The organism is Neobacillus sp. 19 (assembly GCF_049463095.1).
In the GTDB taxonomy this organism is placed as follows: Bacteria; Bacillota; Bacilli; order Bacillales; family Cytobacillaceae; genus Neobacillus.
On the sequence record NZ_JBMPZU010000100.1, the window covers coordinates 70626 to 91260 of the forward strand.

The 20635-nt window shown below is 34.3% G+C and carries 17 protein-coding genes; 12 read left to right on the plus strand and 5 right to left on the minus strand.

Annotated features, from left to right (window positions below; genetic code table 11):
• Positions 1-70 precede the first annotated feature (70 nt).
• Positions 71-445 carry a response regulator transcription factor gene (locus ACO1D1_RS27695; protein ID WP_042353753.1) on the plus strand — a complete coding sequence of 125 codons (375 nt, stop codon included), beginning with the start codon at positions 71-73 and terminating at the stop codon, positions 443-445.
• Between the two features lie 241 nt (positions 446-686).
• On the opposite strand, the gene ACO1D1_RS27700 is transcribed toward ACO1D1_RS27695, so the two are convergent.
• Positions 687-2117, minus strand: coding sequence for a Na+/H+ antiporter NhaC family protein (locus ACO1D1_RS27700; protein WP_042353635.1), 1431 nt, complete (start codon positions 2115-2117; stop codon positions 687-689).
• A gap of 567 nt (positions 2118-2684) precedes the next feature.
• Between ACO1D1_RS27700 and lgt the strand changes: the two genes are divergently transcribed.
• From lgt to ACO1D1_RS27720, 4 genes are all read left to right on the plus strand, one after another.
• A complete protein-coding gene (lgt, locus tag ACO1D1_RS27705) occupies positions 2685-3512 on the plus strand; it encodes a prolipoprotein diacylglyceryl transferase (protein ID WP_042353634.1) in 828 nt (275 codons plus the stop codon).
• 1032 nt (positions 3513-4544) lie between these two features.
• Complete coding sequence (gene resB / locus ACO1D1_RS27710; protein WP_042353633.1) at positions 4545-6176, plus strand: cytochrome c biogenesis protein ResB; 1632 nt, start codon at positions 4545-4547, stop codon at positions 6174-6176.
• Positions 6177-7364 (plus strand): c-type cytochrome biogenesis protein CcsB, encoded by a 1188-nt coding sequence (gene ccsB / locus ACO1D1_RS27715; RefSeq protein ID WP_042353632.1) that lies wholly within the window; start codon positions 6177-6179, stop codon positions 7362-7364.
• A gap of 303 nt (positions 7365-7667) precedes the next feature.
• Positions 7668-8498, plus strand: a complete 831-nt coding sequence (locus tag ACO1D1_RS27720) for an undecaprenyl-diphosphate phosphatase (RefSeq protein WP_042353631.1) — start codon at positions 7668-7670, stop codon at positions 8496-8498.
• Positions 8499-8792: 294 nt separating this feature from the next.
• Here ACO1D1_RS27720 and ACO1D1_RS27725 read toward each other — a convergent pair whose 3' ends face one another.
• Both ACO1D1_RS27725 and cyoE read right to left on the minus strand, forming a co-directional pair.
• Complete coding sequence (locus tag ACO1D1_RS27725; protein WP_342780571.1) at positions 8793-8984, minus strand: VanW family protein; 192 nt, start codon at positions 8982-8984, stop codon at positions 8793-8795.
• A gap of 1 nt (position 8985) precedes the next feature.
• Positions 8986-9930, minus strand: a complete 945-nt coding sequence (gene cyoE, locus ACO1D1_RS27730) for a heme o synthase (RefSeq protein ID WP_082193050.1) — start codon at positions 9928-9930, stop codon at positions 8986-8988.
• Positions 9931-10473: 543 nt separating this feature from the next.
• Here cyoE and ACO1D1_RS27735 point away from each other — a divergent pair.
• The 3 genes from ACO1D1_RS27735 to yqfD all read left to right on the plus strand — a co-directional run bounded on the left by ACO1D1_RS27735 (position 10474) and on the right by yqfD (position 14406).
• The gene (locus ACO1D1_RS27735) at positions 10474-11724 is read left to right on the plus strand and encodes a murein hydrolase activator EnvC family protein (RefSeq protein ID WP_042353630.1); all 1251 of its coding nucleotides are present in this window, start codon (positions 10474-10476) and stop codon (positions 11722-11724) included.
• A gap of 561 nt (positions 11725-12285) precedes the next feature.
• Positions 12286-12816, plus strand: coding sequence for a thiol-disulfide oxidoreductase ResA (resA, locus tag ACO1D1_RS27740; protein ID WP_082193049.1), 531 nt, complete (start codon positions 12286-12288; stop codon positions 12814-12816).
• A gap of 396 nt (positions 12817-13212) precedes the next feature.
• Positions 13213-14406, plus strand: coding sequence for a sporulation protein YqfD (gene yqfD, locus ACO1D1_RS27745; RefSeq protein WP_042353629.1), 1194 nt, complete (start codon positions 13213-13215; stop codon positions 14404-14406).
• Between the two features lie 250 nt (positions 14407-14656).
• Here the strand turns inward: yqfD and prsW are convergent, their stop codons facing one another.
• Both prsW and ACO1D1_RS27755 read right to left on the minus strand, forming a co-directional pair.
• Positions 14657-15337: a glutamic-type intramembrane protease PrsW gene (gene prsW, locus ACO1D1_RS27750; protein WP_042353750.1), complete on the minus strand. Its 681-nt coding sequence runs from the start codon at positions 15335-15337 to the stop codon at positions 14657-14659.
• A 655-nt stretch (positions 15338-15992) separates the two neighbouring features.
• A complete protein-coding gene (locus tag ACO1D1_RS27755) occupies positions 15993-16487 on the minus strand; it encodes a PCYCGC motif-containing (lipo)protein (protein ID WP_281288012.1) in 495 nt (164 codons plus the stop codon).
• Between the two features lie 226 nt (positions 16488-16713).
• Here ACO1D1_RS27755 and ACO1D1_RS27760 point away from each other — a divergent pair, with 226 nt between their 5' ends.
• The 4 genes from ACO1D1_RS27760 (at position 16714) to ACO1D1_RS27775 (ending at position 20610) form a co-directional block, all read left to right on the plus strand.
• Entirely contained in the window at positions 16714-17121 is a 408-nt protein-coding gene (locus ACO1D1_RS27760; protein WP_042353627.1) for a FixH family protein, read from the plus strand.
• A gap of 198 nt (positions 17122-17319) precedes the next feature.
• Positions 17320-17709 (plus strand): ArsR/SmtB family transcription factor, encoded by a 390-nt coding sequence (locus ACO1D1_RS27765; RefSeq protein WP_042353624.1) that lies wholly within the window; start codon positions 17320-17322, stop codon positions 17707-17709.
• Complete coding sequence (locus ACO1D1_RS27770; protein ID WP_082193048.1) at positions 17681-19816, plus strand: heavy metal translocating P-type ATPase; 2136 nt, start codon at positions 17681-17683, stop codon at positions 19814-19816. Before ACO1D1_RS27765 ends, ACO1D1_RS27770 begins: the two co-directional genes overlap by 29 nt.
• A gap of 83 nt (positions 19817-19899) precedes the next feature.
• Positions 19900-20610, plus strand: coding sequence for a cytochrome c biogenesis CcdA family protein (locus tag ACO1D1_RS27775; protein ID WP_042353622.1), 711 nt, complete (start codon positions 19900-19902; stop codon positions 20608-20610).
• Positions 20611-20635: the final 25 nt, after the last annotated feature.

The following is a 20635-nucleotide window of genomic DNA, read 5'->3' on the forward strand; positions in this document are numbered from 1 at the left end:
AAAATTACGTGTCTCACGGAAAAAGAGGCTGAAGGTCTTCTGAAAATTTTTTTGAAATGGAGTGGATAAGGTGAATATTTTACTAGCTGAGGATAATGTTCAGTTGGGTAGGCTGATTACCCATTTACTAACAAAGGAACTTCATTTTGTGGATTGGGTTAAAAATGGCAAGGATGCTTATGAACTTGCCTGCAACTCTGATTATGATGTGATTATTTTAGATTGGATGTTACCAAAGGAAAGCGGGCTTTCTGTCTGCCAAAAACTTCGTGAAAAAAGGATTCGAAGTGGAATTTTATTTATGACTGCAAAGGATGGAATTAAAGACATTAAATCCGCACGGGATTCAGGGGCGGATGATTATATCATAAAACCATTTGAATTTAATGAGCTAATAGCGCGTATTTGCTCTATTACCCATAGAAAAGAAAATCCGCTTGAATAGGTCATTATCATCTTTACTTTAATCCATTCTTGTTCTGTATTATGACCATGATATCGAATTTGCAAAATAAATATTATAGGTTAGTTAATTTTAAGTGAAATAAAAGGAAGAAAATAGCGAAGGAAGGGGAAGCTCCCAATAATATAAGAGCTTTCCTTTGGTTATTTTTTAATGACTATTTCAGTCCCTTTGAAGTCAGCCCTTTGGGTGCTGGTTAAAAAGTATGTGTTATTATATCAGATTAAAAAAACAACCCAGCAATAATAAACAAAACTGTTGATATGCCCACAGCTAAAATGGAGGAAGCAAATTTGGCCTTTGCATAATCGACGACAGGTAAATCAAATACAGAGGCAGTCGTAACTGTGGTTTCCCCTAATGGAGAAGTGAAGTCACCAAAGGAACCTGCGGCAAAGACGGCACCGATTGTCATAGGGAATGAAGCCCCTGTTGCATCAGCTAAGGATATGGCTAAAGGCATAAGCAAACCCCATGTTCCCCAAGAGGAGCCTATAAAATAGGCAATGACTGATCCAAATAGAAAAACAGATACCGGAACAAAGGACTTTGGTATGACTGTCCCTGCTGTTCCAGTAATAAATTGAGAAAAACCTAAATCATCCGCCATATCGGCAAGTGCCCAAACAAGAACGAGGAGGATGATCGCCATCATTAACTGGTTTCCACCATCTACGAAATGAAACATAAGCTCTGAGAGTTTTCCTTTCCGGAGAAGGAACAGAATGGATGAAAAAATAACAGTGAGAAAGAGAGCGATTAGCATAGCCTGGGTTGCATCTGCTTGCTGGAATGCCTTTAAAACAGTATTTGCCCCTTTACGAAATCCATCTTTTCCAATCAAATAAAAAGTGGTTATAAGTAAAAGAAGCAAAGGAAGGACAAGATTCAAAGCTTTTGGTTGCACATTTTCTAATTCTGCTTCAATGCTTTCTCTATGCACCTCTTCCTCATCTACGTTATTCCGTTTTAGATTTTCTTGATTATTATTTGTTTTTATTCCTTTTCCAATATACCGTCCTGTTAAAACAGAAAATAGTCCAATAATCACAATGGTTATTGCCCAAAAATTAAAAGGAATACTTGTCAAAAATAACTGATAGGGTGTACGGTTAATATCTGCTTGATTTACAGCACCACCAACTACGGAAACCATGTAGCCGGCATATGTTGTTGCTACGGGCATGAGTACAATTATAGGGACAGTGGAAACGTCAATGGTATAAGCAAGTTTCGATCTCACTATGTCAACATTCGTTTTTATCGCCTTCATAACAGGGCCCGTTGTCATAATTCTGAACTCACAATCCATAAAGGTAACAAGAATTGTTGCCCAGGTGACAATTAAAGCGCTTCTTTCGGTTTTTATACGTTTTTGAACAACTTTAGAAAACCCTTTAATGCCGCCTGCAACATGCATCATGCCTACAAGACCGCCGAATACGAAAAGGAAAATGATGATCCGAAGATTTTCCTTGTTAGCAATAGCGGTAAACAAATAATTGCTCATTTTAGCAATCGCAGTATATAGCCCGGGATTTAGTGAATAGGAACCAATCAGAAGCCCTAATGCCAGCCCTACTAAAACCTGCCGGGTCGCCATCGCCACAATAACAGCAACGACAAATGGAACAATAGAGAACCAATTCTCCATTCAATCATCTCATTTCTTATGTATATTTCTTTATTTACTTTTTACCAAATACATTTTTTACATACTTTTTTTGTTTATGTAACCTTTAAGAATAAGGAGATAGAAAAGATTCGGAGTAAATTTAACTAAATTGTAAGAGTTTATTCATAAAATGATAATAAAAATGAGCTAATTTAAATAGTGTAGCTAGGACAAACTACAAGCTTATTCAATACCTCTCTTATTTAAGATCCGACTACAGTCGGATCTTTCCTATTTTCACTTAATTATGGTAATAAGCAATGTCTCATAAATTAAGAAGCATAGCATTATATGTTTATATAAATCCCAAGCTTACTATTCATTTGATTAATAATAAAAATAGGGAAAGATAAGTTTTAAAAGAAGCATATGAAACTGGCCGTCACATGAGATCTGCTTTTTACTTAAAAGATTTTATATTTACTGGAAAAGGATTGCAATGTAGCCAGTTATATAGGAATAACAAAATAGTTAGAGTTAGTACTGTGGGTAAATCAGTCAAACTAAGAATGTTTTAACTAGAAAATTTAATGAGGGAAATATTTTATGGATAAAATTCAACAACTTGATAGGGTCGCTTTTACATTCGGACCGATAACCGTATATTGGTATGGAATTATTATAGGAACGGGGTTAATTTTAGGGTTGCTTCTTGCAACAAGAGAGTCAAAAAAGTTGGATTTGAGTAAAGATATTTTGTCGGATTTGTTATTATGGGCAATCCCTATAGCTATCATCTTTGCAAGAATTTATTATGTTCTTTTTACATGGGATCAATATAAAGAAAACCCTATAGAGATCATTGCCATTTGGCATGGAGGTATAGCTATTCATGGAGCTATAATTGGAGGTCTAATCACTACCATTATTTTTGCGAAAAAGAAGGGTGTTTCATTCTGGAAAATTGCTGATCTTATAGCGCCAAGTCTTATTTTAGGACAAGCGATAGGCCGGTGGGGCAATTTTATGAACCAAGAGGCACATGGTACCGAAGTAACAAGGTCCTTTTTAGAAAACCTCCATTTGCCGAAGTTTATCATTGATCAGATGTATATAAAAGGTGTATACTATCACCCAACCTTCCTTTATGAATCAATTTGGAATACTATGGGTTTTGTTATTTTGTTAGTTCTTAGAAGGATGCCATTTCTTCGGCGAGGGGAATTATTTCTTTCCTATATGATTTGGTATTCTGTTGGAAGGTTTTTTGTTGAAGGACTTCGAACAGATAGCTTAATGGTGACTGATAAATTGAGAATAGCTCAGGTCATATCCCTATTCCTTCTAGAAGTAGCGCTATTCTTACTATGGTTTAGAAGGTCAAAAGGACTTGCTAAATACAGCTACTCTGCAAAGGACAATACAATGGATTAAAGATAAAAGGGGCTGACAATTAAGAGTCAGCCCCTTTTATCTTGTTAATTGCTTAAGTAACATTAATGTTAAAAAGGTGTAGCTAGTACCCTGTTTAGTCTTAAGAATACGTCTAAGTTCAATTTATACAGGGCTAACTGCCCATTTCTAAAAACGCACTAGTATAATTGATAATTTTGATTTCGATTCACTACTTTTTTTAAATACTTATGATTTTAAATTAACCTTAGAAATAAGACCCTGACAGGTATTAAAATGGTGTTTGTTCCTTAATTATTTTTTAGAGAACAAAGTGGAGGAAATTTGCAGATTGGTCCAACAAAGACTGCATAAGATTTATTAACAAAAAATTCACAATTTATACATATGTTGTTGGTATTATTATGCATGCTGGTATATTCAATCCTACCAATCTTTATAGATAATTATTTCTTTAAGTTTGTAATAAAATATCAGCATAACTAAAGATATGGTTTGACTAGTAAAAAATATGACTTCAGTAATTACCGATTGACTATTGACTTGGTAAACCAGTAAATAACAATTAATTCAATGAAGAAACGAAGATTTTTTTTAGGAATTACGGTTTCTTATGCCATATTCCAATTTTACAGAGGCTAAAAAATCAAAGGTTGCTATTGGTAAAAAAGATCCCGATTTCTTATTTGACTGATATGAAAGGAAAAAAACACCGTTATCTAAATATAAAGGCTTGAGAGATTTCTTAATTTCTGCGGAACATAGTGTAACCATATACATAGATAATCAATACAATTAATTTAAAGTTTAAAAGGTTCAGGCTAGCAGCAAATATTGCTGAAAGCCTATAGCCGTGGATAGATTTATCAAAAGGCAAAACTTCCTTTTCAATTATGGTTCCTGTAAAGATACAACGGTAATGGATGTATGTGGTAGGTTCAAGCTACTTATATAGATAAAAAGTGATTAAATATTATAACAAAACATACTGAACAAACGATTAGAGATTGTATAGAGAAAATAAAACCATATTTTTATAGGGAGTTATTTATAATGAAAGACATTAAATGTGAATGCGGTCATGTGAATCCACATGGTACTGTGTTGTGCGAAGCATGTGGAAAAGTACTGGATGAGCAAGAAAATAAAAAACATCTTTTAGATATGCGTTATGAAGGTAGTGCTCGCCGCTCACAAGTCTATAATAGAACAGTTATTGATAAGATTTGGAGCTTTTTTTCTTCTGTTAAAGTAGGGGTTTGGCTGATTGTTATTACCTTAATCGCTTCATCAATAGGAACGATACTTCCTCAAGAAATGTATATACCACCAATCATGCCTCCCGGAGAGTATTATCAGCAGCAATATGGCTGGTTCGGAAAATTATATTATCAATTAGGTTTTAATAATTTATATAGCTCATGGTGGTATTTATTGCTAATTTCCATGATCGGTATTTCTCTTGTTATTTGTAGTCTGGATCGGGTTGTACCTTTATATAAAGCTTTGAAAGCTCAACGTGTAACAAGGCATGAAGGATTTTTAAGACGTCAAAGACTTTTTGGTGTGAATCAGTTCGTAAATGATAACGAACTCTCAATTATCAAGAAAAATTTAATCGAAAGGCACTACAAAATACGCGAAGAAAACGGAGATTTACTGGCTGAAAAAGGACGATTTTCCCGCTGGGGTCCATATGTAAACCATATTGGTTTAATAATTTTTCTAATTGGAGGTATGCTACGCTTTTTTCCAGGTATGTATGTAGATAAGGTCCTATGGATCCGAGAAGGGGAAACTGCGGTTATTCCCGGAACTGACGGTGAATATTTCCTCCAAAACAATCAATTTATGTTGCAATTCTATGATAAAAATAAAGACAAAACTTTTGAACAAGCTATAGACCGCGTTGGAAATGTGGTGAAAAATTACCAAACGAATGCTATTCTTTATAAAAAGGAAGGAAACTCTCTGCCTGGTGAGAATCCAAAACTAAAAAAAGTAAAAGATTTTAAAATTCAGGTTAATCATCCCTTAAGTTTTGGTAAATTTTCTATCTATCAAGTAAGTTACAGGCTAGATGAATTAAACTCTATGTCATTTTCTTTATTGGATAAAAAAACCGGTCAAACACACGGGAATATTAAAATTAACCTTTATGATCCAAAGTCAAAATATAATCTTGGTAATGGTTATTCTGTTGAACTACTTAGCTATTTTCCTGATTTTGAATTTGCGAAAAACGGAGATCCAACAACTAAATCGCGGATTCCAAATAATCCAGCGTTTGTATTTCGTATGTTTTCACCCGAGAAACCAAAAGGAGAAACAAGTTTCGTTGCAATCAAACAAACAATCGAACCTTTAGGAAACAATGAGTATAAAATGGCCTTTAATGGAATTGAAACAAAAAATGTTACTGGTCTTACCGTTCGGAAAGATTTAACCTTATGGGTGATTATTTTGGGTGGCATTATTTTTATGATTGGGGTTGTTCAAGGGGCATATTGGAATCATCGTAGAATTTGGATTCAACACAAAAATGGAGAAATATGGATTGCTGCCCATACCAATAAAAATTGGCACGGTCTGAAGAGAGAAATTGAAAAAATTTCGTCTGATACAAATTTTGTAGTCCCGGAAGATCAGGTTCAAAAGGAAAACCTGGAGAAGGAGGAGGTCTAGTTGATAATATTAAGTAGCAATTTACTTTATACTGCCTTTATTTTATATTTAGTAGCTACTCTTTTTTTTGGTGGTTCCATTAAGTCAAAGAAAAATCCTGATAAAAAAACAGGTACCAATAGATGGGGGAAAATTGCCGTTTCCTTAACAATAATTGGGTTTATCTCCCAACTAGGCTATTTTATTACTAGATGGCTAGTAGCTGGACATGCACCGGTTAGTAATATGTTTGAATTTACAACCTTTTTTGGAATGGCTTTGGTAGGTGCATTCCTTGTTCTTTATTATCTTTATAGAACTGTACTTCTCGGATTATTTACAATGCCTGTGGCTATTCTAGTTATTGCTTATGCAAGTATGTTTCCACGGGAAGTTACTCCTTTAATACCTGCGTTGCAGAGTGACTGGTTGAAAATTCATGTAACAACAGCAGCCATTGGGGAAGCCATTCTTTCCATTAGTTTCGTAGCAGGCCTTATCTATCTAGTGAAAACAATTAATCAGTCAAAAGCTAGTAAACGAACCTTTTGGCTAGAAATAGTTTTATTTGGATTAATTATGACTCTTGGTTTTGTTCTAGTATCATCTGTATTTTCCGCAATAGACTATCAAGAAAGGTTCACTTGGATTGATAAAAACAAAAATAAAGCTATTGTTGAATATACAATGCCTGCTATTACAGGCCCGCACAATTATGAATTAGAGACAAAGGGCGGATTTAAGCCACTCGTTGAAATGCCGGCAATTATTAATGCTAAAAAATTGAATTCTGTCATTTGGTCGTTAATTGGGGGATTGTTATTATATGGTTTAATTCGCCTATGTTTAAGAAAACGTATTGCCGCTGCCATTCAGCCATTAGTTAAAAATATAAAACTTGACTTTGTAGACGAAATTGGCTATCGATCTGTGTTAATAGGTTTTCCAGTATTTACATTGGGTGCCCTAATTTTTGCAATGATTTGGGCACAAATGGCTTGGACCCGATTCTGGGGGTGGGATCCTAAAGAGGTATGGGCTTTAATCACATGGTTGTTTTATGCTGCATTTTTACATCTGCGGTTGTCAAAAGGATGGCACGGAGAGAAATCAGCCTGGCTCGCTGTAATAGGTTTTGTAATTATAATGTTCAATCTTGTTGTAGTAAATCTTGTTATAGCGGGTTTGCATTCATATGCTGGTTCTTGATGTTAATTCCATAAGCGTTGTATCAACATAAAGAAAACTTTTGTAAGCTAAAAAATTCAAAAAAGTGACGATTTAACTTTTATTAGTTGTGTCTATAACTGATTAGTTCAAATCTCGTCATATTCTACATTATTCTAATGTATTCAAAATCTAACTTTAGAAATCATATCTTTAAAGTATTGTTCAAAAATAGATTTGGGATAATAATAAAATAAATTAACAACCCTGCTAGTTAATGAGAAAATCAGGAAGGCGAAATCAGGCTTAATATTTTTATGCAAGAAATTTAGGAGAATTTACAGTATGGATTTACAAATAATTTTAAAAGTGATTACTTTAGGATTAGTAGAAGGTCTAACAGAATTTGCACCTGTTTCCTCAACAGGGCACATGATCATTGTTGATGATATATGGCTGCAATCTGAAAATTTTTTAACAAAGAATGGAGCAAATACTTTTAAAGTTGTCATTCAGTTAGGATCAATTTTAGCAGTTGTTGTTACTTTTAAAGATCGCTTCATTAATTTATTGAGTTTAGGCCGTTTCAACAAACAAACTGTCCATGGAAATGGGCGTCTAAAATTGTCCCAAGTAATTGTTGGTTTACTCCCCGCCGGGGTATTAGGAGTCCTTTTTGAAGACTATATCGATGAGAATTTATTTTCGACATCGACTGTACTAATCGGCTTGGTAATTGGAGCAGTCTTTATGATTTTGGCTGATTTCCTAGGACCTAAAAACCCGAAGACTAAATCTGTGGACGAGATAACTTATAAACAGGCATTCGTTATTGGTTTGTTCCAATGTTTTTCGCTTTGGCCAGGATTCTCTCGATCTGGTTCTACGATTTCGGGGGGAGTTCTGTTAGGGGTGAGCCACAGGGTTGCTACCGATTTTACATTTATCATGGCGGTACCTATAATGGCTGGTGCGAGCTTTTTATCGTTATTGAAAAATTGGGGTTATTTGACGATGGAGGCACTTCCTATCTTTGCTGCGGGTTTTATCAGTTCCTTTATATTTGCTCTTCTCTCAATTCGCTTTTTTTTAAAACTGATTAACAGAGTTAGACTGCTGCCGTTTGCAATCTACCGAATTGTATTGGCAGCAGCTATTTATATGTTTTTTATCTAGAATATTGTTTCAGTTATAGATAGCCTTAAAACGAAGGCTGTCTTTTTTATTAGATTTCATTGTAAAATGATGAACTTGCTATGGTCAGCAGCACTAAAGATTACTTAGAAAGGAAAAACGTCTTTTTGTCATTCCGTATATGTTCTCAATGTTTCTTTAACCGTTTTAAAAGATATTTATTCAGGTTTCTTAATGAGACTTTTGTAAGCTTTGGATGTTCTGACCTCTACTGTAAGGGATTATTTTCTTACATTTGTTTTTAATATCAACGGTACACCAGTGGTATTTTTAAATCTAAAGTCTAAGCCGTCCTAGGATACGGTTGCATCTCTGCCTATTGGTACATAGCCAACGCTTAAAAAAGTGATGATTCCTTTCGATATAACTAACCCCTAGTTGATCAACAGCATTAAATAAAGTTGAAGATGTTTGCCAAATACCTCCGCCAATTACATCAACGAACTCTCCATTTAAATAAAACCGCATTTTACAATCTGAAAAAAGTGCCAATAAACCCGTAAATAACGATAGTAATAAATAAAATGCTAATATGGTTAAGTGAAAAAATAAACATCATTCTCGCCCATTTTTCAGGCGGCATTTTTTTATAACCGACAATACTTAAAATGAACCATCCTAAACTTAAAAGCAGTGCGACTAACGTAATTCCAATGCTTACGGAAGCAAAAAGAAAGCTTGCAGCTACTAATGCAAATAAATATATATTAGTTTGTATATAAGTTCGCTTATAACCTTTAACAACTGGAAGCATCGGAACTTTTGCAGATTTATATTCATCGTGCCTACGAATAGCGATGGAATAAAAGTGTGGCATTTGCCAAAGGACCATAACCGTAAAAAGTCCAAGAAGTCCAAGATGGGTCATGTCTGAAGTGATAGCTGTCCAACCAATAAGGGGCGGCATGGCGCCAGAAATACTTCCAATTTCAGTATTGAAAATTGTTCGGCGTTTAGACCACATTGTGTAGGGGACTACGTAGATAAATAAGCCTAACAAGCCAAAGAATGAAGCGAGAGGCATTGCTATTGCAAGGGCTGCTAGTCCAAACAAAGCCATAGAGGTTCCAAAAATAAGTCCAAACTTTTGTGGCATTACACCGGTAACGGTTGGGCGATTTTTTGTACGATCCATAATCGAATCGATGTCGCGATCATACAAGTTATTAAAAGTACCTGCCGCACCAATGACTAATGTTGATCCAATTATAGCAAAAATAATTTCTGGGAGTTTCTCGAAAGGGCTAATATGATTTGTATATAAGGCAAGTGCCGATCCCGCAAGCATTGCAATCAAATTTGATTTAATAATACCTATCTTAATGGTTTCTGCCAGAATTTTTGGCGATTCCTGTTTAGGAATCTTTAGAGAGGCTTTTTGAATACTTTGTCCAATCTTTACTTCACTTTTCATTTATATCGTCCCTTTTTGCTATTGTGATCATACCATGTCAGTTTACCATAATTCATACAAGTGTGCTAAGCTTTAACAACTTTCAATTCTAATAAATTATGAAGTAACGAATGCTGTATGGCACAATATTTACTTACAAGAGTGCTTTATTTTTTCCCTGAAGGAAAAGATCTGCTATTCACCTTACCTTTAAATATAGGAAAAAACAAATTTCTATTTGTCCTCGTTACCCACTCATACTGGATTATAATTATTAATAATCTATGAACAAATTATTTCATAGTAATTAAAAATACAAAAAGTAGATGAATTTGACAAAATAAGATATTATAATTGGATTTGTGCTAAAAAGCAGCGTATATAAAGTTAAAATTTGTCGTTTTCCAACGAATATTTCTCTCATAAACAACCTTGGTGATACAGATAGTCGAAATGAAAGATGCATATAAAAAATACTTTATTCACCAAGTTTTAGGTTTCTTCTCTATAAAAAGAATAATATACACACCTATACATGTGGTCTATTTGAAAGGAGAGTAGTTATTGAAAAAGTCACTGGTAACATTAACCTTTGCCGCTGCTTTAGGATTTGGGAGTTTAATAGCTGAGAATCCAGCTAACATTGCAGTTGCGGCATCTAAATTAGAGGATTTAAAAAATCAAAAAAGTGAAATTGAAGAAAAGCGTTCTACCGTTAATTCTAAAATTAACAGTACAAATATAGAGATTAATAAATTAAAAGAAAAACAAACAATGATAAATAAGGATATTGAACGATTAGATTTAGCCATCGGCGATGCTGAGAAAAAAATGATGCAGAAGCAAGCTGAAATTAAAGAAACAGAAACAGAAATTGTTAATTTAAAAGAGGAAATTAAAGGACTAGAGAAACGAATTGAAAAGCGAAATGAGTTGTTAAAAGATCGTGCGCGTTCCCTACAAGAAAATGGAACCATGATCAACTATATAGATGTATTATTGGGTGCAGATAGTTTCAGCGACTTCGTTTCTCGAGTTGCAGCAGTTGCTACGATTGTAGATGCAGACCAAGATATACTCCGTGAACACCAAGCGGATAAAGAGCTTTTGGAGAAAAGTCGGGTAGATGTTGAGAATAAACTGATAAGCTTTCAAACGATGCTAAGTGAACTGGAACAACTAAAACAAAGCTTAAACTCTGAAAAAGCAGAAAAGGATAAATTAATGGCTTCTTTAAAAACACAAGAGGAGCAAATGCATGTTGAGAAGCTGGATCTTGAAGATGAAGCAGAGCTTTTATCATCACAGGAATCAGCAATGCAAAAAGCTATTCAGTTAGAACAACAACGCCAAGTAAAACCGGTAAGTAGTGCTGGCGAAAAGGGAGAAAATTCTGTATCATCTCCTCCTGTTACTAGTGGGAACTTTACAAGACCAACTAGTGGAACCATCACTTCTAGTTTTGGTGGTCGAAGTGGCGGAACTCACTATGGTACAGATATCGCCAAAAGTGGAACTGTGCCAATTGTTGCATCAGCTGACGGCGTTGTCATCCGTTCTTATTACTCATCAAGCTACGGTAATGTTGTTTTTATTTCCCACTCTATTAATGGGCAAATTTACACAACCGTTTATGCTCATATGAATAGTCGTTCTGTAAGTACAGGTCAAGTGGTTTCTAAAGGTCAGCAAGTTGGGTATATGGGGAACACAGGACAATCTTTTGGACAACACTTGCACTTCGAACTTCATAGGGGTTCATGGAATGCAAACAAGACAAATGCTATTAATCCAGTAGGGATTGTACCTTTATAAAAATGCGAGACAAAATAGATATCTAAAGTTAAAAATTGTTTTTTATCAATATCTTAGGTGTTTTAACCCCTGAACTTAGGCTGGAAATGGCCTTTTCCATGGCCAGTTTTCTAAATACTTATTTTTTGCTGAAATCAATTTACACTCTAAGATTAATCTGCCATTGGAAAATCTCCGACTCTTCAAATATACACTTGAATATATACATTTTCTTGGTAAAATCTAAAAGTCAGATTAGGAAAATGCTCTATTTAATAAAATCATTTTTCTTACATTAACTGACTGTTTGATTTAATTTCAAACCTTTTAAGAAAATGACACTTTATGACCAGGAAAAAAATTAAGGATCCACAAAAACTATATCCAATAAAAAGTGGATTGACAACATGCAATAAAGTTGGTTTTAGGGAACTTTTTAGAAGGGGGGGAATTATAATTCCCCTGGAAGTCAACAGGTCACAAAAATATTCATATACACAAACTAATGTTTGAATAAACTGAAGAAATCTCCTATAATGAAAATGGTTATTCTAATTTCCATTTGACTGTAGGTGAAGTTACTTGAAAAGAAAAAGGTTAGTTATGAGGACAGTTATTTTATTTCTTCTTTTAACAGCTGTTGTATACACTTTATATGCAAATTTCACAAAGGATAAGTTACCCATAAAGGTGGGATCTACGGCTCCTGATTTTGCATTAGAAACATTGGATGGTAAAAAAGTTCAACTTTCGGACATGAGAGGAAAAGGTATTTTCCTAAATTTTTGGGGAAGTTGGTGCAAACCATGTGAAAAGGAAATGCCATATATGGAGAATCAGTATCACTTTTATAAAGACAAAAATATTGAAATCCTAGCAGTCAATATTGAGGAAAGCGATCTTGCTGTTAATCAATTTGTTAAACGTTACAATTTAACTTTTCCAATTTTAATGGACCGTAAAAGTGAAGTAACTAAACTTTACAACATTGGACCAATCCCTACCACTTTTTTAATAGATGAAAATGGGAAGATATTAAAAATTATAACGGGTTCAATGACTGAATATGACGTGAAGAAATATATGGATTCGATTGTACCAAAGGTAAATTAACCCCTAGAAAGTAAAATAAGTCCAAACTCTTGAATAAATGCAATTAAATAAAACATTTGCCCATTAGAATAATATTTAATATTCCAATAATAAAATAAGTTTGAAATATGGTGATGTATATGAAGTTACCTGTGTGGATGAAGATAAAATAAAACGAGTAAAGGTTCGATTTCGTAGCAAGTATACGATTGATGCTTGAAATATAATAAACAAACTTATATTGTGAATTTCGAACTGGTTGCCATTATAAACGGTAGCCTTTTTATTTTTTAGGACGAAATTAACTATTTAAATAATGTAATAATAAATCGGAATTTCCAAAAAACTAGTGCTTGAAATTCCAATTATTTCATAGTTATGAGATAAACAGTTTTAAATGAATTTGGGAGGAGCTAAATGAAAAACCAGTGGTTTGAAGTTTTATTTGGAAAGGTAACTGTTAAAGTAACAGGAAGGGGAATTGAGAGGTTTTTAAATATTCTTACTAGGAATGGTTTTCTACTTTGGGATGTAAAACGGCATGGAACTGAAACCTTAACATTCAAAATGAAGTTTCAAGATGCAAAAGATATCAGGCATCATGCAAGAAATAGTGGGTGCTCAATTTCATTTTTAGAGCGCAAAGGAATCCCATTATTAATAAAAAGACTCTTTAAAAATAGTGGATTTTTGATAGGTGCAGCCCTTTTTTTATTAATTATCATGTTATTATCGAATGTTATTTGGGAGATAGAAATTAAAGGTGCAAAACCCTCAACAGAGTATCAAATTCGCAAAGAATTGGAAAAGATGGGACTGGAGCCCGGGGAATTCCAATTCTTAGTTGGTGATGTTGAAACGATTCAAAGGAAATTAATAAATAACATTGGAACATTAACTTGGGTTGGTGTGGAATTAAGAGGGACAACCTATCACTTTCAAGTGGTAGAAAAAAATGAAACAAAAAAACGTAAAAAATTATCTCCTCGTCATCTGGTGGCGAAAAAAGAAGCAACAATTATAAATTATTATATTGAGAATGGACAAAAGGTTATAGATAAAAATGAACATGTTGAACCAGGGCAATTACTTGTTTCAGGGGAAATAGGAGAGAATGGCCAAACAAAACTTGTACCAGCCAAAGGTGAAGTTTGGGGAGAAACATGGTATAAAAGTCATGTTAATTTGCCACTAAAAACAAACTTAAAAGTATTTAGTGGGAAAGTAAAGCAAAAAAATTCTATTCTTGTAGGAAAAGTTGAAATTCCGATTGTAGGGTTTGGAAATCCAAAATTTAAGAACTTTGAGACAGATAAGAGCGTTAGGAAAATTCATTTCTTAAAGTGGGATTTACCTATATACTACGTTAGTAAAACGATTCGAGAGAGTGAAGAAATTACTCGGACGTACACATATAAACAAGCAGAAAAAGTTGCAGTTGAGATGGCTAAAGAAGAACTGAAAAGCAATTTAAATAAAGATGCTAGTATAAAAGATACTTATATATTAAGCAAAAAGATTGAAAACGGTAAACTTGTGATGGATATTCATATTAAGGCAATTGAAAATATCGCTAAGAGTCAACCGATAAAAAAAGAATTCCATGAATAAAAGTGATAATAAATTAAAAATTATTAACACCAATTTTAGAGGAGTATTAAATTGAATAAGGATAACAAGTTTGTATTGGAAACATTTATTTTATTAACTTTTGGTTAATAGGGGGAGAGGATAATGAAAAGGGATTCATTCATATTTCAATGATTGATGAAGTATCCCTTTTATATGGTTTATATTACTATCCAAGCAAATCAATTGAAAATGAAGATAACTATTATATTACACTGGTATCCTGATTTGATTAGGTCCTGGATGAATGTTTGTCTTGCCTATTGAAATGATTTTTACTCAAAAGTTCCGCTTTTTGTACCTTTTTCATCCCAAACCACCATATGAAAATCATAAAAGGAATTAAAGTCACCAACCAGGATTCCTGGCTTAACAATAAATAATTAAATATCCCATGCATTAAGGATGGAAGTACGAATGACAACCCCATCCAAGGCCATTTTGGTCCGTTGGTAAACTTTGCCTTGCTAATGTAAAATCCCATCATAACACCAAACAATGCATGGCTCGATACAGGCAAAAGTGCACGGATAAGAGCGTATTCCATCCCATTTATCATCAAATACATTATATTTTCAGCTGTTGCAAATCCCAACGATAAAGAGGTTCCATAAACAATTCCATCAAAAGGCTCATCAAATTCCCTATGCCTGTAAGCGGCCAAATATAGAATAGACCATTTAAAAAATTCTTCTATCAGTCCTGTAGAAAAGGCAACGCTTAATTCATTCATAACCATATTTTCTACTTCAAGTACATATTCAATAAAGGCAATGGGAAATACAAGTAATGCACCAAAAATAAATGTTCGAAATACCATGATGAGAGGTTCTGGTTCATACCGATCTTTTAAATAGAAGAATAATAATAAGGCTAAACCAGGTGCTGCCCCGGCCAGTTGGATCCCTAACATTTCAATCACCATCACCTTTTAACCTATTTTTTATTCCTTTATATTTATAAAATTCTCCAATTTACAAAACAATTAACACGAAGAAGAGAAAAGGAAAAGACTAATAAATCTTTTTGTTGAATATATGAACAATTATTCAAATAAAAAATTATGCTAATTTTATTATATACCATTACTCTTGTCAATATAGTTATAGCTAAAAGAATATCATTGGTAAAATAACGGGAATTCTTTAAGGTTTCCAAAAGATATTAACAAAATCGTTAAAAAATCCTCCAGCAATGATAAATAAAACGGGTAATATTCCTACTGCTGTAACTGAGGAAACAAAGTTGGCCTTAGCGTAATCCACAAAAGGCAAATCAAACTTAAGTAGTTGTAACTGTTTTTTCCTAGTGGGAGAACACCTTTATTATTTATGCAAATAAATGCTTAGGGGATGTGTAACCGTTCAATTAATCCTAACATTTAATTGTTAATATAAGTGGAATTACTATCAGCAACTGTCCTCATTTATTCCTCTCCCTTAAGAATAAATTTAATTTTAACAAAATAATTTCTTTCCTCCGACCTTTAAAAATAATCATATGTAAATCCAAATTTAAAAGGTTCAACTTATTCAGTTGAACCCTTGCTTTCGGTTTATTAAATTTTCTTAGTCTTGTGGCATAGGTGTGGGAGTTGGCGGTGTTCCAGTCCCCTTGTATTTTTCATCAATCATATTTCGAATGTCTTTTAAAGGTGTACCTTTTTCAAACTCTGATTTAGCCTCACGGGCTATGTCTACACAAACCCCTCAGCCAAAGCCCATTGTATCAAGGGTAACGGTACTTCCTTTTACATTATCCACAAAACAATTTGTATTGCTTGTATGACCATCTTCTTCGTAGCACCCACAATAGCAAGGCATATAGTTAAGCACTTCGGGATGCTCGACAGCAAACTGGTAGGCTTCTAATACTTTTGGACTGTCACTATAAGTAGTGATTGCAGACCAATCATCACTGCCTATTTTATAAGTTAAAACAGGAGCACTTTGCTCTGTGGTTTTACTGTTTGACTGCTCCTCCTTGGAAGACTGATCTCCTGATGAAGAACAACCAGCAACTAATGCGAAGATAGTGAATATAGGAAATAAATACTTCTTCATTTAACCTTCCTTTCAAAGTTCTATTATCAACTTATTTATAGGTAAAATTCTTCATAATTCATTATTAGGATAACGAATTCTATGTATAGAATCAATGGTTCAAGCATAAAATAATATCTTTTATTTTAAAGTAGGTTCATTAATTTGACACAATTTCAGTTAAATTAATCGGTATAATAAACTTTGACTTATAAAAACCTAAATCACTAGGAGTGGAATTGATCTTATGAAAAAAAATCTTTTTTTACTGCTATGTTTATTAATCGCCTTGGAAGGTTGTTCTAAAACAGATAATACTGCTCAAAAAGATGAAGTTCCTGCACTATTAGAGGTGGCCATTAAAACCCCTGACATTGTAAACGCTAAGGAAGAGGTAAAAATTGAAGCAATTGTCACACAAGGTGAAGATAAAGTAAATGATGCCGAGGAAGTGAATTTTGAAATATGGAAAGAAGGTCAAGAAAAACATGCAAGGTATATAGGAAAATCACAGGGCAAAGGTATTTATTCTATTAACAATACATTTTCGGAAGAGGGTAAATATTATATTGTCGCTCATGTAACAGCAAGGGATATGCACAATATGCCTAAAAAGGAAATAACAGTTGGATCAGAAAAGGCACCAACAGAATAAGTAGTAACAAAAAAGAACATCGAATTCGTTGTTCTTTTTTGTTACTTTCAGAAAGTTAACAAGAGAGGAATGCAACATTCTAATATTCAAAGGGATTAACAGCACATACCAAAACATTCAAATAATCGTTTGCCCATTTTTATTAATTGACATATACTTATAATCAAATAGGTGTTTGAATAAAAAGGGGGTGAAAAAATGAAACACGATGATGTATGTGAAGTAACCTGTGTAGATGAAGAGAAAGTGAAGCGGGTAAAGGAATCTATTTCTAAGCAAAATACAATGGCTGCCTCACAAATATTTAAAGCTTTAGCCGATGACACTAGAATTAAGATTGCTTATGCACTAAGTGAAGAAGATGAACTATGTGTCTGTGATGTAGCCAACATTGTAGGAAGTACGACCGCCACCGCATCTCATCATTTACGATTTCTTCGTAATTTAGGCTTAGCTAAATACCGTAAAGAAGGTAAATTAGTCTTTTATTCATTGGATGATGATCATACGAGACAACTGATTAAAATCGCAATTACGCATCAAAGGTGGGTTGAAAACTATGAGCGAGGCTTTAGAAAAATCAAATGAAAAAACAGTATACCGTGTACAGGGATTCACCTGAGCAGGCTGTGCAACAAAGTTCGAAAAGAACGTCCAACACCTGGATGGTGTTGTCAATGCAAGTGTAAATTTCGGGGCTTCAAAACTTACGATCTATGGTGAAACAACAATAGAGGAATTAGAAAAAGCAGGGGCTTTTGAAAATATAAAAGTCATTCCTGAAAAACAACGATTTGAAGAGACAAAGGAACCATTTTTACAGAAGCATTCAACGGTCATTGCCTCAGTTGTTTTCTTGCTTATAGGATGGTTTTCAGCACAAATAAATGGCGAAGAAAGCATCTCATCGATTTTAGCGTATTGTTTTGCTATTTTAGTAGGTGGTTATCGCCTTTTTATTACGGGATTGAAAAACTTATTCCGTTTAGATTTTGATATGAGAACCTTGATGACAATAGCGGTTATTGGTGCTGCTATTATAGGTGAGTGGGGAGAAGGAGCAACGGTTGTCATTTTGTTCGCCATCAGTGAGGTTCTAGAATCCTACTCGATGGATAAAGCAAGGCAATCGATTCGTTCCTTAATGGATATTGCTCCAAAAGATGCTTTAATTCGAAGAGGTAATCAAGAAATTACAGTGGAAGTGGACGATATTCAAATTGGCGATATATTAATCGTAAAACCTGGACAGAAAATAGCCATGGATGGAACGGTTGTAAAAGGATTATCTTCTGTAAATCAAGCTGCGATTACAGGGGAATCTGTTCCTGTTTCCAAATCAGTGGATAATGAAGTATTTGCTGGAACTCTAAATGAAGAAGGTCTTCTTGAAGTTAAAGTTACCAAGCATGTGGATGATACCACCATTGCAAAAATCATTCATCTAGTTGAAGAAGCTCAAGCAGAACGAGCACCATCTCAAGCGTTTGTTGATCGTTTTGCTAAGTATTATACGCCTGTTATCATGTTGATTTCGTTGTTAGTGGCTGTAATTCCTCCACTATTATTTGATGGCGATTGGAGTAAATGGATTTACCAAGGTCTAGCTGTTCTTGTGGTCGGTTGTCCTTGTGCTCTGGTTATTTCCACTCCTGTGTCGATTGTGACGGCCATAGGAAATGCTGCTAGAAATGGTGTTTTAATAAAAGGCGGGGTCCATTTAGAAGAGATGGGGGCTATTAAAGCCATTGCTTTTGATAAAACAGGTACTTTAACAGAAGGAATTCCCGTTGTAACAGATTATCTTACCCAAACAACTTCAAATTCGAAAGAGCTTCTAATGGTTATCGCTGCATTAGAAAATGGTTCTCAACATCCATTGGCTTCAGCAATCATGAAAAAGGCTGAACAAGAAGGATTATCTTATCAAGACCTTGTTATTGAAGACTTCTCTTCCATTACAGGTAAAGGAATCAAAGGCAGAGTCAATGATAAAATGTATTATGTTGGTAGTCCTAATTTATTCGATGAATTTTTAGCGGATGGGATTCCACCCAATCTAAAAGGAACTATAAATGACCTCCAAAATAAAGGTAAAACTGTAATGGTGGTTGGTACCGCAACAGAAATATTGGCATTACTTGCAGTTGCGGACGAGGTGAGAGGAAACAGCAAATCAGTTATTCAGAAACTTCACTCGTTAGGTATTCAAAAAACCATCATGTTAACGGGTGATAATAAAGGGACAGCTGGTGCTATCGGTCAGCAGGTAGGAGTATCTGAAATACAAGCTGAACTTTTGCCTCAAGATAAATTAACCTTCATTAAAGAATTAAGAAATAAATATGACCATGTGGCAATGGTAGGAGACGGTGTAAATGATGCACCAGCTTTAGCTGCATCTACTGTCGGTATTGCCATGGGCGGAGCAGGAACGGATACAGCCCTTGAGACAGCTGATATTGCTTTAATGGCGGATGACTTGGGTAAACTGCCATTCACATTAAAACTAAGCAGAAAAGCCTTATTTATCATTAAACAGAATATCACCTTCTCTTTAGGGATTAAACTTTTAGCTTTATTACTAGTCATCCCAGGATGGTTAACCCTTTGGATTGCTATTTTTGCTGATATGGGTGCCACGTTGATTGTTACGCTTAATGGTCTAAGGCTCCTCCGAGTGAAAGATAAATAATCAATAGGGCTTTCCTTAACGGGGAGCTCTTTTGATGAATATAGTAAAAATTAAATCGCAATAAGGAAAGTAGGAACTAATGAATGTCTGATGTAAATATCTTATTAGCATTTGGAGCGGGCTTTTTATCATTTATCTCGCCGTGTTGTCTGCCATTATATCCTTCGTTTATTTCTTACATAACAGGAGTTTCTATTGATGATTTAAAAGGGAACAAGGGGATGTTTCAAAAACGTGCTATATTCCATACACTCTTTTTTTTATTGGGATTTTCGATTATTTTCCTGGCACTTGGTTTCTCTACGTCATTAATTGGAAGTTTGTTTACTCGATATAATGATTTACTAAGACAGTTAGGGGCAATTTTAATTGTATTTTTTGGTTTAGTGGTTAGTGGTATTCTTAATCCACGATTTTTAATGAAGGACAAAAAAATTGCATTTAAGAGTAAGCCATCTGGTTATTTTGGTTCATTATTTATAGGGTTGGCTTTTGCAGCAGGATGGACACCTTGCACAGGACCCATCCTTGCTGCTGTTATCGCAATGGGGGTTTCCAATCCTTCTGGTGGATTGTTTTATATGGTGATGTACACCCTAGGTTTCTCAATTCCCTTTATTATAATGGCTTTCTTTATCGGGAAAATAAATGGAATGAAGAGATGGACACCTAAAATTATAATGTTTGGTGGTTATGGAATGATTATTATGGGAATTGTTTTGTATTTTGATTGGATGACAATTCTCATCTCTTTCTTAACCAATTATTTATTTGGGGGTTTTACAGGTTTTTAATGGAAACAGAAACTAGGATTATTAA